General features: G+C 67.1%; 13 protein-coding genes. 4 read left to right on the forward strand and 9 right to left on the reverse strand.

Translation table 11 applies throughout. From position 1 onward, the window contains the following. Positions 1–2 precede the first annotated feature (2 nt). Positions 3–1,016 carry a metalloregulator ArsR/SmtB family transcription factor gene (locus ASG43_RS10605; RefSeq protein ID WP_056504133.1) on the reverse strand — a complete coding sequence of 338 codons (1,014 nt, stop codon included), beginning with the start codon at positions 1,014–1,016 and terminating at the stop codon, positions 3–5. A 113-nt stretch (positions 1,017–1,129) separates the two neighbouring features. On the opposite strand from ASG43_RS10605, the gene ASG43_RS10610 reads away from it, so the two are divergent. Beyond that, entirely contained in the window at positions 1,130–1,747 is a 618-nt protein-coding gene (locus ASG43_RS10610; protein ID WP_082490809.1) for an SAM-dependent methyltransferase, read from the forward strand. Next, a complete protein-coding gene (locus ASG43_RS10615) occupies positions 1,744–2,094 on the forward strand; it encodes a DUF2293 domain-containing protein (RefSeq protein WP_056504136.1) in 351 nt (116 codons plus the stop codon). Before ASG43_RS10610 ends, ASG43_RS10615 begins: the two co-directional genes overlap by 4 nt. On the opposite strand, the gene ASG43_RS10620 is transcribed toward ASG43_RS10615, so the two are convergent. Beyond that, positions 2,085–2,660 (reverse strand): molybdenum cofactor sulfurase, encoded by a 576-nt coding sequence (locus ASG43_RS10620; protein ID WP_056504139.1) that lies wholly within the window; start codon positions 2,658–2,660, stop codon positions 2,085–2,087. The two genes, ASG43_RS10615 and ASG43_RS10620, sit on opposite strands and share 10 nt — an antisense overlap. 10 nt (positions 2,661–2,670) lie before the next feature. After that, entirely contained in the window at positions 2,671–3,321 is a 651-nt protein-coding gene (locus tag ASG43_RS10625) for a DedA family protein (RefSeq protein ID WP_056504141.1), read from the reverse strand. Between the two features lie 142 nt (positions 3,322–3,463). On the opposite strand from ASG43_RS10625, the gene ASG43_RS10630 reads away from it, so the two are divergent. Next, complete coding sequence (locus ASG43_RS10630; protein WP_056504144.1) at positions 3,464–3,865, forward strand: hypothetical protein; 402 nt, start codon at positions 3,464–3,466, stop codon at positions 3,863–3,865. 33 nt (positions 3,866–3,898) lie between these two features. Here ASG43_RS10630 and ASG43_RS10635 read toward each other — a convergent pair whose 3' ends face one another. The 4 genes from ASG43_RS10635 to ASG43_RS10650 all read right to left on the reverse strand — a co-directional run bounded on the left by ASG43_RS10635 (position 3,899) and on the right by ASG43_RS10650 (position 8,970). After that, positions 3,899–4,270, reverse strand: coding sequence for a response regulator (locus ASG43_RS10635; protein WP_244488056.1), 372 nt, complete (start codon positions 4,268–4,270; stop codon positions 3,899–3,901). Between the two features lies 1 nt (position 4,271). Beyond that, the gene (locus tag ASG43_RS10640) at positions 4,272–5,753 is read right to left on the reverse strand and encodes a PAS domain-containing sensor histidine kinase (protein WP_056504151.1); all 1,482 of its coding nucleotides are present in this window, start codon (positions 5,751–5,753) and stop codon (positions 4,272–4,274) included. Between the two features lie 391 nt (positions 5,754–6,144). Continuing rightward, a complete protein-coding gene (gene ettA, locus ASG43_RS10645; protein ID WP_056504155.1) occupies positions 6,145–7,794 on the reverse strand; it encodes an energy-dependent translational throttle protein EttA in 1,650 nt (549 codons plus the stop codon). Positions 7,795–7,887: 93 nt separating this feature from the next. After that, a complete protein-coding gene (locus ASG43_RS10650) occupies positions 7,888–8,970 on the reverse strand; it encodes a hypothetical protein (RefSeq protein ID WP_056504159.1) in 1,083 nt (360 codons plus the stop codon). Between the two features lie 151 nt (positions 8,971–9,121). Between ASG43_RS10650 and ASG43_RS10655 the strand changes: the two genes are divergently transcribed. Continuing rightward, entirely contained in the window at positions 9,122–10,054 is a 933-nt protein-coding gene (locus tag ASG43_RS10655) for an alpha/beta hydrolase (RefSeq protein WP_244488057.1), read from the forward strand. Positions 10,055–10,322: 268 nt separating this feature from the next. Here ASG43_RS10655 and ASG43_RS10660 read toward each other — a convergent pair whose 3' ends face one another. After that, positions 10,323–11,210, reverse strand: coding sequence for an ATP-dependent Clp protease proteolytic subunit (locus tag ASG43_RS10660; RefSeq protein ID WP_056504164.1), 888 nt, complete (start codon positions 11,208–11,210; stop codon positions 10,323–10,325). Between the two features lie 37 nt (positions 11,211–11,247). Then, positions 11,248–12,561 (reverse strand): hypothetical protein, encoded by a 1,314-nt coding sequence (locus ASG43_RS10665; RefSeq protein WP_056504168.1) that lies wholly within the window; start codon positions 12,559–12,561, stop codon positions 11,248–11,250. Positions 12,562–12,649 lie beyond the last annotated feature (88 nt).

The raw sequence follows: 12,649 nt of genomic DNA on the forward strand, positions 1-12,649 counted from the left end.
GATCAAGCTTTCTCAACGGCGATCGAATCAAGGGGGGCGGAAGCGAGGGCGGCACGACGATCGCGCGCGAACCAGATGGTGACGGTGAGCCGGTCGGGATCGGGATGGGCCGGTCCGAGGCGATCGACGGAGAGAACCTCCAGTCCCGCCTCCTCCAATTGCGCCGACAGCGCCTCCGCGCCGAAGCCGAGGCGCAGATGCGCGTGATGATCCCGCAGGAACTCGAGATGATGGGGCGCGAAGTCGACGACGGCGAGACGTCCGCCCGGCGCCAGAACCGCGGCCGCCTCGCGAAGGGCGGCTACGGGATCGGCAAGGTGGTGGAGAACCTGATGAAGCGTCACGAGGTCGAAGGCGTCGCGCTGAACCGGCAGGCGGTAGCAGTCGCCGAGCCGGACGGTGGCATTGACGATGCCGCCAGCCTCCAGCTTGGCGCGGGCGACCTGCAGCATCTCGCGCGAGGCGTCGATGCCGATGGCACGCGAGCAGCGGCCGGCGAGCAGTTCCAGAAGGCGGCCCGTTCCCGTGCCGATGTCGAGAAGCCGTTCGACCGGCGCCTCCCCGATCCGGTCGAGGAGGCGCCGCTCGACATCGGCGTCGGGCGCGTGAAGCAGCCGGATGCGGTCCCAGCTGTCGGCATTCTGCGCGAAGTAATCGGCCGCCCGCGCGGCGCGGTCCGTGCGGACGTCGTCCAGCCGTTCGGCGTCGCGCTTCAGGGTCGGATCCGCGCCGTCGATCTGCTCCATCAGGCGCTCGACCAAGGCCGCGACGCCGGCATCGTCGGACAGCCGGAAATAGGCCCAGGCGCCCTCCTGGTAACGCGTCAGGATCTTCGAATCGACGAGAAGCTTCAGATGACGGGAAATGCGGGGTTGCGACTGGCCGAGGATCTGGACGAGGTCGGTCACCGTGAGATCACCGTTGGAGAGCAGCCGGACGAGGCGCAGCCGCGTCGGCTCCCCCAGCGCCTTCAGCGCATCGAGGGCGCGATCGAGATCGAGACGGGTCTGCAGCATCGGAACTCTCAAAGGATATAAAGATATCTTTATATGGTATTCCCAGCACAGAGCAAGCGCTTTCCCGTGCTTCTGGCTTGACGGGGCCGTGTCCGGGCATGCGAAGTCCCGGCATGACAGCATCGACCGACACCGACCAGCCGAGGCCCGGCGAGACGATCCTCGATCGGGATCCCGCCGACGCCGACGATGCCCGTCTCTGTTTCATCGGCCGCATTCGGTCCGCCCATACCGACCGTCGATCCTGTCCGAAGAACCTGCGGCAGGCCCGCGAAGCCGGCCAAGCCGGAACGATCGAGATCGACGAGGCCTTTCGGCCGGCACTGGCCGGACTGGCGGCCGGACAGGCCGTCCATCTCTTGACCTGGCTTCACGGCGCGCGGCGGGACCTCGCGGTTCAGACGCCGCGCCACGCCGAGGAACCGCGCGGCACCTTCGCGCTGCGCTCGCCCGTCCGTCCCAACCCCATCGGTCTCCATCTCGTGCGGATCGTCGCGCTCGATCCGGCTTCGGGCCTCGTCACGATCGATGCGATCGACGTCCTCGACGGAACACCGCTTCTCGACATCAAGCCCTATTTCGAAAGCGTGGACGTGCCGCCGAAGATGGACGCCGGCCGATACGCCGATGGCGTGCAAACGCCGACAGCCGCGCTCCCAGGGCCGACAGCCGCGCTCGCGGGGCCGACAGCGGCGCTCGCGGGGCCGACGAGCACGCTCGCGGCGACATGACCACCAAGCGGCAGCAAGCGATCGCGAAGGCCTTGACGTCGACGATTCCGCGCGTGCCCTACTTCGACGCCGAAGCGATCCGGGGCGCGGCGGGATCGCGCCGCATGCGGGATCTGCCGCCGGCGACCGCCCTCTGGCTCGCGGCCGTCGCTTACATCCGGCACGCGCACACCGATTATGATACGCTGCTCGACGACGGCTACGGCCGGGACGCCGCCCGCTTCTTCGTCGTCGACGCGATCAACGACGTGCTGGACCGCTGGGGCGCGACGCGTCGGTTGGAACCGGACGCGACGGACGAGGGTGACGACCTCGCCTCTGGCCGGATCGACGACGATCAGGAATAGATCCATTGCTCCGGCAGCCGCGCCTCGAACGCTTCGCCGACCGCCACGCGCCCGGGCTTCTCGATCCATCCGACGAGCCCCCGACGGTTCTTCGCGACCTTCGGGAACGCCATTTCGATGTCCTCGCGGCCCTCGAACTGGCGCGCGATCGAGCGCCCGGAGAGACGGCACGGCGCGTTGTCGCCGTCGATCCTGACGGTCACGCCGCCCTCGAAGAAGAGCAGCGTGCGCGGCGGCAGATGCGTCAGATGCGCGATGCCCTCGATCAGCATGTTGCCGCCGATCCATTCCGGTCGGATCTCGGGAATGCCGAGCGCATCGGCGGCGATCTGCAGCTCGTCCGGCGCGAGCAGCGAAAGCTGTCGTTCGTTGCGCATCAGCGTGCCGCGCTTGTACCAGGGCTCTCGTCCGCCGGACCGGCGCGTCGTGCCGCCATGCACGTCGCCCTCGATCCCCTCGAAGGTCAGTTCGAGCGCGTCCACCGCCTCGGACACGAAGTCCTTGCCGGCGGCGCGATAAAGTCCCGCCAAGCGGCCGGGTATCTTGCGGGCGGGCGTTCGCTGCATCGAGCCTCTCTCAATCGTGCAGGTGCGGGTGTTCGTCGGACTTCAGATCCACCGGCGTCGTGCGCGTCGAGGGTTTGAACGTGACGACGCGATAGAGGTAGAGAAGGACGACGCCGATGACGACGGCGTTCGAAACCGGACCGATATAGGACTCGATCGACGAGAAGTTCTGGCCGAGGATGTAGCCGGCCATCGCAAGCCCACCCGTCCAGACGACCGTGCCGACGGCCGAGACGCCGAAGAAGACGAGGAACGGCATCCGCGACAGGCCCGCCGGCACCGAGATCAAGGTGCGAACCGTCGGAATGAGCCGGCCGAAGGACACGGCCCAATAGCCGTAGCGGCGAAACCAGCGATCGGCGGCCTCGACGTCTTCGGGCGTCATGGTCATCCAGCGGCCGTAACGCTCGGCGAGCCAGATCACGCGCTTCTCGCCGAAGGCATAGCCAAGGTAATACCACGGCACGATGCCCGCCAGCGATCCGATCGAACCCGCGATGATCACGGTGACGATCGACATCTCGCCGGTCGCGGCCTTGTAGCCGGCCAGCGGCATGATGACCTCGGAAGGTATCGGCGGAAAGATGTTCTCCAGGAACATCAGGAGCGCGATCCCGAACGGCCCGAGGCTGTCCATGAGGTTTTGTACGAAGACGTCCATGCGGCACGACCATTCCGGATGCGTTGATCAATCCGAGCCTTCATGAGCAAAAGGCCGATCCGGTACAAGGGCGGAGCGGACACGGCGGCGTCATTGCGGGCGGGATCTCGACGCGGCCGCCGAGAGATGGCAGGCTCGCTCCATGGCGACCGGACTTGCGACCTTCGATGCGTTTTCCTGGGCCAGCCTCCTCAAAGGCCGTCGCATCCTCGTGGTCGACCGCGTCGCCGCGCGGGGCCGCGCCACCGCCGAGGCGCTGGAGGAAGCGGGTGCCGAGGCGACGCTCGCGTCGAACCAGGGCATCGCCGGCGATCGCATGCGGGAGGGAACGTACCGCCATGTTCTGGTAAGCCTCGACGCCGCCGACGAGGTCCGCGCGGGATTTGCCGAACGGCTCGGGCTTTGCGGTCGCGGCGCGATCATCCTCGCCGACCCCTCGCGGCACGCGGCCCTGCGCCGTCCCCTCCCAGCCGCGAGGTACGGGGATCATTCGATGGATGCGAGATCGATCGTGATGTTTCTCACCGAAACGGCGGACGAGTAGGCTTCGCCCGACGAGCCGGGAACGCATCCGCCGTCAGGCGGCGGGGAGCGCGAGTGCCGCGATCTTCTCACCGACTTCGATGGACGTGTAGGGCTTCTGGAGAATGTCGTAGGATTGCCACTCCGGCTCGACGCCCGCGCGTCCATAGCCTGTGGCGAAGATGATCGGAATGGCCCGTGCGCGAAGCGCATCGGCCACGGGATAGACCTTGTCGCCGCCGATGTTGACGTCGAGAATGGCGATGTCGACCTCGGCGACCTTGGCCAACATCTCCATCGCCCGGCCCACCCGCATGGCGAGCCCGACGAGGTCGCAGCCGAAATCCAACAGCATGTCCTCGAGCTGCATGGCCACGAGACTTTCGTCCTCGACGACGAAGACCTTGATTCCTCTCAGCCGGTTCATGTCAATGTCCATGCTGACCCGCGCCCATCTCCACACCTTCGGTCGGAACGTCGAGACGGCACACGAGACCCTGCGCGTCGACGGCAAGCTGGAGATCGCCGCCGAGCTCGCCTTCCACGATGCGCTCCATCAAACGCGTGCCAAAGCCCCTTCGGTCCGGTTCTGCCACCGCCGAACCTCCCGCTTCCCGCCATTCCAGCACGAGCCGTTCGCCGACGCGCCCCGTCTCGCGGGACCATCGGATCGTGACCGACCCCGCATCTCGGGCGAGCGAACCGTGATGGGCGGCGTTGGACGACAGTTCGTGAAACACGATCGCCAGGGCGATCGCCGCGCGCGGCACGAGATCGACCTCCGGTCCCGCCATCTCGATCCGGTCGCTGCCGAAGGCCGCGAGTTCCTGGCCGATCAACTGAGACAGATCGACAGCCTCCCAGTGCCCGGCGCTGAGCGCATCGTGCGCCTTGGACAGAGCCTTGATCCGCGACTCGAAGGACGCCCGCGCCGCTTCCGAGGCCACGGACTTGAAGCTCTGGCGCGCGATCGACTGAACGGTCGCCAGCGTGTTCTTCACGCGATGATTGAGTTCGTCCACCATCAGGCGCTGCCGGTTCACCGCCTTGAAGTGGTCGGTGCGGTCGGCAGCCTGGACGAAGATTCCCGTCACTCGGCCGTCTCGATCCTGGATCGGATGGTAGGAGAAGTCGATGAAGGTTTCCCGCGGCGCGGTTTCGCCGGGATGTCGCAGCATCAGCTTCTGCCCTTCGGCACTGTGCGCCTGTCTCAGCTTGAAGACGCCGTCGAGGAGTTCGTAGAAGCCCTGCCCCTCGATATCGGGAAGAGCCTCGCGGATCGGCAGGCCGATCAGATCGCGCTCGCCGACGAGGCGTCGATAGGCGTCGTTGGCGAAGGTGAAGACATGCTGCGGCCCCGACAGAACCGCGATCATGCCCGGCGCCTCCTGGAACAGGCGCCTGAAATCCGCGCTTTCGGCCAGGCTCGCCTGATAGGCCGTCTCCGCCTCCCGCGCTCTCTGCAGCAGTTCGATGCTGCCGGACTGGGTGCGGAACGGCAGAGACGCGGCCTCCTGGAGGGCCACGAAATCCGTCACGTCCACCGTGTTCTGCAGGATATAGTGGGTGGAGCCGCCAGCGTCCTTCAACGGCGTATGGATCGCCGTCCAGTAACGCTTCTCGAATCCGCCGCCCTCGGCGACCGGCTTTGGAATCTCGTAGGGGATGAAGGCGATGGTGTCGCTCTCGCCGGTCTCGAAGACCTTGATCAGCGAGGCTTCGAGACGCCGGCGACCCTCGCCTTCGTTCGGAAAGAGATCGAAGAGGCGACCGCCCACGAGGTCGTCCCGACGCCGCATGACGGCCGCCTCATAGGCGGCATTGGCGGTCACGTAGCGGAGTTCACGGTCGAGGACCATGTGAGGACTCGGCAGAACCTCGAAAAGCCGCTCGAAATCGATTGCTTCCATCCCGTTCGGCGTCCCCGCACTCCAAACATGACCTCGCAGGTCGCCATTCATCGCGCCAATTCGCGCCTTCGAAGCGACCGCTGCCGCGACGGACACGGCCGCCGTCGACGTCGATCCATTCGAATTACCATACACCTATGAAAACAACCCTATGCGGCAAGTCGCGAAGCCCTGCTTTCGACCGTCCGCCGCCCATGCCGTCGCCGGGCCTGTCTCCTTCCACGACACGAAGTGCCGATCCTCTCGCGACGGCCCCGGCTCCGCCGCGGTCGACGCGACGGGCCGGAACTGCAGCGAAGGGTGAAGACGAACCGTCGCGCCGCGTCGGATCGGTCCGCTCGGCTTCCGATCCGGCACGGCGCGGGCGGCTTCAAGACCAGCCCGCACGATGTCAGCGCGTCAGGCGCTTGTAGCTCGGACGCTTGGGATTGACGGAATCAGGGCCGAGGCGACGGATCTTGTCCTGCTCGTAATCCTCGAAATTGCCCTCGAACCACTCGACATGACTGTCGCCCTCGAAGGCGAGGATGTGGGTCGCAAGCCGGTCGAGGAACATGCGATCGTGGCTGATCACCACCGCGCAGCCCGCGTATTCCTCCAGCGCGTCCTCCAGGGCCGTCAGCGTCTCGGTGTCGAGATCGTTGGTCGGCTCGTCGAGAAGGATGACGTTGGAGCCGGACTTCAGCATCTTGGCGAGATGAACGCGGTTGCGCTGTCCGCCGGACAGGGTGCCGACCTTCTGCTGCTGGTCGGTGCCCTTGAAGTTGAAGTTGCCGACATAGGCGCGCGAGTTCATCTCGTACTTGCCGAGCTTCAGGATATCGACGCCGCCGGATATCTCCTCCCAGACGTTCTTGTTGGGGGCGAGCGAGTCGCGGCTCTGGTCGACATAGCCGAGATGGACGGTGTCGCCGATTTTGATCGAGCCGGAATCGGGCTGCTCCTGTCCCGTGATCATGCGGAAGAGCGTCGTCTTGCCCGCGCCGTTCGGCCCGATGATGCCGACGATGCCGCCGGCCGGAAGCTTGAACGAGAGATTGTCGATGAGGACGCGATCGCCGTAGCTCTTGGTCAGACCCTCGACCTCGATCACCCGGTTGCCGAGACGTTCGCCGGCCGGGATGACGATCTTGCCTTCGGCGGGCTTGCGGTTTTCCGAGGCCTCCACGAGATCGGAATAGGCCTTGATGCGCGCCTTGGACTTCGTCTGCCGGGCCTTGGCGCCCTGGCTGATCCACTCGCGCTCGCGAGCGATGGCGCGGGCGCGGGCGTCGTCCTCGCGGCCCTCCTGCAGCATGCGCTTCTGCTTCTTCTCCAGATAGACCGAGTAGTTGCCCTCGTAGGGAACGCCGCGGCCGCGATCGAGCTCGAGAATCCAGCCCGTCACGTTGTCGAGGAAGTAGCGATCGTGTGTGACCATCAGCACGGAGCCGGCATATTCCCGCAGGTGCTTCTCGAGCCAGGAGATGGTTTCGGCGTCGAGATGGTTGGTCGGCTCGTCCAGGAGGAGGATTTCCGGCTTGGACAGGAGGAGCTGGCACAGGGCCACGCGACGCTTCTCGCCGCCGGACAGGCTCGCCACGCTGGCCTCGCCCGGCGGGCAGCGCAGAGCCTCCATGGCCATCTCGACCTGCGGCTCGAGATCCCAGAGGTTCTGACTGTCGATGATGTCCTGGAGCTTGGCGCCTTCGTCCGCCGTCTCGTCGGAATAGTTCATCATCAGTTCGTTGTAGCGGTCGAGGACCGCCTGCTTGTCGGCGACGCCCAGCATGACGTTCTCGAAGACCGTCTTCGACTCGTCGAGATGGGGCTCCTGCGGGAGATAGCCGACCTTGGCGCCTTCGGCGGCCCAGGCCTCGCCGGTGTATTCGGTGTCGACGCCGGCCATGATCTTCAGGAGGGTCGACTTGCCCGAGCCGTTCGGACCGAGAATGCCGATCTTGGCATCGGGATAGAAGGAGAGATGGATGTCCTCCAGCACCTTCTTGTTTCCATAGGCCTTCTTGAGGCCCGACATGTGATAGATGAACTGGCGTGCCATGGCGCGCGCTTCTCCAAGGTCGGATGAGGCGGAATTTGCGCCTGACTTAAGCCAGCCGACGCCGATGAGCAACAAATCCGCATCGGAAAGCGCCTATTGACGGCCGACGGCGTCCACGATCCCTTCCGAACATCCGCCCCTCGCCTCGGGCGCCGCGCGGATCAGCGCCGCGAGATCGGCGCCGACCCGGATGTCGCCGGAAAGTCCAAGGGTGATTTCGGAGATCAACGTGCGGTCGCCGTCGCGCCGACAGGTCAGGCGCACGCGCTCGCCGGTGCCGGCGCCGAAGCTGCGGTCGAAGGCGGCACGCACCGCATCGCGCGTCAACGTTCGACCGACGCTTGTGGTGAAGAGCGTTCGCACCCCGGATGCGTTCACCGCGTCGAGAACCCAGAGCGAGTCGCGGAAATACTCCTCCGCGTCGGTGCCGTAGCAGGTGCCGTGGCGCAACCATTCGTGCCGGTCGAGACCGGACCGCGTCCCGGGCATGGCCCGTTCGAGGTCGCGACGCGTCGTCGGCGACACGACGGGCGCTGGGAGATCGAGCCAGTCGCCATTCTCGTCCGCCGATCGAAGAGCGCTCGACACGCCGCAGAATTCACGACCGCGCGGCTGAGGCCAGAGACCGTGAAGGGCGAAATGGGACGCGTCGAAACGCTCGCTGGTCTGCGAACGGCACTCCGCCCGGTTCGAGATCTCGCAGAAGGCCGGCTGCCAGTTCATCGCCACGATCACCCGCGACCCGCGCCGTCGGCGATCTCCCGAAGCCGGCGACGCCGACGGGGACGCCGCCATCTCCGGCCGTCCCTTCGGTGACGCATCCGGCGCGGCTTCGAACGCGACCCGCTCGCCGCAGGTCTTCTCGACCCACCGCTTTTCCGGCGAAGCGCCCGGCGTCACCAGCAGATAATGGCTTCCGTCCGCCTTGTTCTCGGCCAGGAGACGATAGGTCCGGCCGGGCGTCAGAACCACCCCGCCGGGATTGTCGTCCGACCGGATGGCGGGCGTCGCCGGGCAGGACTTCGACGCCCGGAGAAAGCCGTCCAGCACCGGCTGCGCCTTCGCGCCGACCATCGTCACGAGAAGCAAAGCCAGCACCGCTGCGACCGCGAGCGCGATCGGGCAGACGTCCAGTCGGCGCTGGGCTTGGAGGCGGTTGGTGTCGATCAAGAACATTGTGTGAACATCGACGATTCCGGTCCGTCTGGCAAGTCCTGGAGAACCGCCATGAGTTGAAGGGCGCGAAAAGCCTTGCGTCGCCACGAGGACCCGCTATCGCAGGCGACCACCACCGGGAGTTCGCGCCCTGTTCGACGAGCGTTTCACCTTGGACAGCCCGACGGGCGCCGCGCTTCACGTGAGGGTCGCGCGGGCCTCGTCCGTCCCGCGCGGCATCCTTCTCGTGCAGCATGGTCTCGCCGAGCATGGGGGCCGCTACGAAGGTTTCGCGGACGAGATGAGGCGGCTGGATCTCGACGTCTTCGTGCACGACCATCGAGGGCACGGCTCCACATCGGCGCTCGACGCTCCATTCCGGCGCTTCGCGACGTCGAACGGCGCGGCGAAGGTCGTCGCGGACAGCCATGCGGTTCTGGCGCACGCTCGATCGGAGCATCCCGGTCTTCCGATCATCGTCTTCGGACACTCGCTCGGCGGCACGATCGCGCTCCAGATGGCGGAGCGATACGGTGTGGAACTCGCCGGCGTCGCCGTCTGGAACGCCAATCTCACCTTCGGGCTCCAGGAGCGGATCGCCGTCCAGGGGCTGAAGGTGGAGCGTGCGATGAAGGGCTCGGACGTCGCCAGCCGGCTCTTCGCCCGCGCCACGTTCGAAGCCTGGGGCAAGTCGGTCGAAGGCGCCCGCACGCCGCACGACTGGCTGTCGCACGATCCCTCGGTCGTCGAGGACTATGCGCGAGATCCTCTCTGCGGCTTCACGCCGACGGTCTCGATGGCGAGCGACATCGTCGATCTCGTGCGCCGGGCCGGAGAGGAGGCGCAGCTCTCCCAGCTGCCCACGGACCTGCCGATCCATCTTCTCGGCGGCGGCAGCGATCCGGCGACGGCCGGGGGCGAGGCGGTCGACGCCCTGGCGGCCCGAATCCGGATCAACGGCTCGCGCCGGGTCACGAGCGAGATCGTCGCCGGAGCGCGGCACGAGACGCTGAACGAGATCGAACTCTACCGAGCGCCGGCCGTCGCCTCGCTCTCCGTCTGGATCCGCGACATTCTCGCCGAACACGCGAACGCGCCGAGCTGACGTCGCCTGGAACGAGGGATTCTCTCGTCCACCGCCGTTAACCTCTGCGTCACGCGGAGCAAGAAGGCCGGCTGGCCGAGGGCGAGGCGTGATCCGCGCCGATCCGACGCGCATCGTCGGCGCGTCGGCGTCGGGCCTCGAATGACCCGTCGCGGGCGCGATCATCCGGTCGCGTGCCCGGGTCCTGAATGCGCCTTATCCCTCACCGCAGATCCCGGACGGCCCGCGGGACGTTGGCGTGGTCCGTCGAGCGAGACGCTCCCGCGCTTCAGGCCTGCGGCTTGCCGGGCATCGGCATCGGCATCGGCATCGGCGGGCCGAACCGTTCTGGCGTGACGACGTCGAGGTCGGTGAGATCCGATTCGGTGAGGACGTAGAGGTCCTCCGGCGCGGTCTTCATCGCCTTGATCCAGAGGGCGGGATCGACCCCCATTTCAGCGAGAAGTTCCTGGCATTCGGCGGACGTCGCCTGGATCTGCGAGATCGAGCGGTCCCGATCGCGCGCCGGTGCGGCGCCGGGAAGGTCGACGGCATAGACCTGATGCACCCCGATCCAGGCGTTCGACCCGGCCCGGCGCTGGAGCCCGCCCGCGAAGAGCAACGGACAGGCGGAGGCGCAATAGCCGTCCGCCGGCACAACCGTGTCGAGACGGCGCTCGCGCACCAGCCGCGACAGGGCGATCGCATCCTCGACCGAGCCGCCCGGCGAATGGACGACGAGGGTCCGGATGGCCGCGCCGGGCCGATCGAGAGCCTGTTCGAACGCCTCGGCCGTTCCCGGCTCGATGCGGCCGAGCGCGGTCAGCACCCCGCCGCCGGCATCGACGAAGCGCATCGGCTCGGCCATGGCGGCGCTGTCGACCGGCCCGTCGAAGCCCGGCAGAACGGGCTCGCCGCGATCCGGCCCGACCGGGATCGTGCGTGGCAGATAGGGGCGGACCTGATCGCCCGGCACGGGCCGGGGTAGCGTCATCGGTTCGGTGCGCGACAGCCGCTCGTCGGACATGCCCGCCAGAGCAAGGTCGCGATAGTCGAGGACGAGCACGCCGATGGCCATGGCGAAAAGCCCGGAAAAGACGACCCGGAGCACGGTTCCGTCCGGGATGCTCCGCATCAGGCGCTCGAACCGGCCGGGCGCAAGGTCGCTTTCGATCATCGTCTCACCGCCTCCAGCGCCTCATGGCATTGCGGGTTCAGCGCAGCGCCGTCTTCGGAAACGGCGCGACGGGATCGTTGCGCTGCACGATCTCGGCGCCGGTTCCCGCTGCGCCGACGACGATCTCACCCGACTCCTCGTCCTGCGCATCGCGCGTTCCGGCTTCGGCGACGCGCAGCTTCTCGCGGATGCGCAGCGCCCGCATGAGGTCCGCCGTGCTCATCTCGGCCTCGCCCATCTCCTCGCCGTCCTCGCGGCGGATGACCTCCTGGACGATGCACAGGATGAAGATGAGAACGCCCGGAATGAGATCGATCGCGATGGCGCCCGCCCAGGACGGCAGGAAGTCGCGGGCATAGCGGATCACGGCTTCCGGCGCCGATATCGGTGTGAAGCGCAGGGGCTCGACGACGGGGCGCGCCAGAATCTCGTCGGCGGCGGCAGCCAGCGCCACGCTCTGCGCCTTCACCGCGGCCTCGACGCGGCCCACGACCTCGCTCTGCCGGTTCTGCAATTCGGCGTCCGTGCCATCGGCGACGGGCGCGATGAAGGTCTGGCCGAGATCGGCGGCGGCGCGCTTCACCGCCGGTGCGACGGAGGTCTGCTGGAGCGCCGTGATCAGTCCGGAGAGCTGGACCGCCTCCTCCGCATAGGCGTTCGATCGCTCGGCGATCGGCCCGCCGGAGGAGACGAGCTCGCGCATGGTGGACAGGCGCTTGCCGCCATCGCCGAAGATCGTATCGATCGCCGTCCGGGAGCCTTCGACCTCGGCTTGGAGGCTGCCGAGCTGCGCGGACATCTGCGACAGGAGTTGCACCACGGTGCCCGAACCCGACGTGCCCGTCAGAGCGCCGGAGCGGCGCTCGACGTCAGCGAGGCCCGAAAAGCGCTGCGAGGCGAGCTGGAGGTCGGGCAGCAGGCTCTGCGAGGCGAGCGCGTTCTCGTGGGCGGCGTTGAACTTCTGCTGGTAGTCCTCGGTCGTGTTGGCGAGATGCTGTTCGAGCGCGGCCGAACCGGCGAGCGCCGCCGCGTTCAGCCAGGACGACATGGCCATGATGAAGCAGGCGCCCATCGCCATCGCGACATAGAGAAGCCGCCGGCTGCCCGGCTGGCGCACATGCGGCATGAAGCGCAGGAGGTAGGACCAGAAGGCGTAGATCGCGACGGAGACGGAGGTGGAGTAGATCACCGCGCCGAAGAAGACCGTCGTCGCCGATCCGTCGAGAAGCTCGCGCACGCCGAGATAGGTGAAGACGCCGCTCGCCAGAGCCAGCACCGCCAGCGTCACCTGCGTCGTCGTCTCCAACGCCCGGATCTGGCCGCGCAGGGTGTAGGACTGGGAACTGCTCATCGGGGCCGCCTCGTCTCGCGCCGCACAACGAGGACGCCGTCCCATCCATCGATAAGGATTAAGCGCAGATTAAGGCTTCGATGGCGGC

This window comes from Aureimonas sp. Leaf454, assembly GCF_001424685.1.
Taxonomy (GTDB): domain Bacteria; phylum Pseudomonadota; class Alphaproteobacteria; order Rhizobiales; family Rhizobiaceae; genus Plantimonas.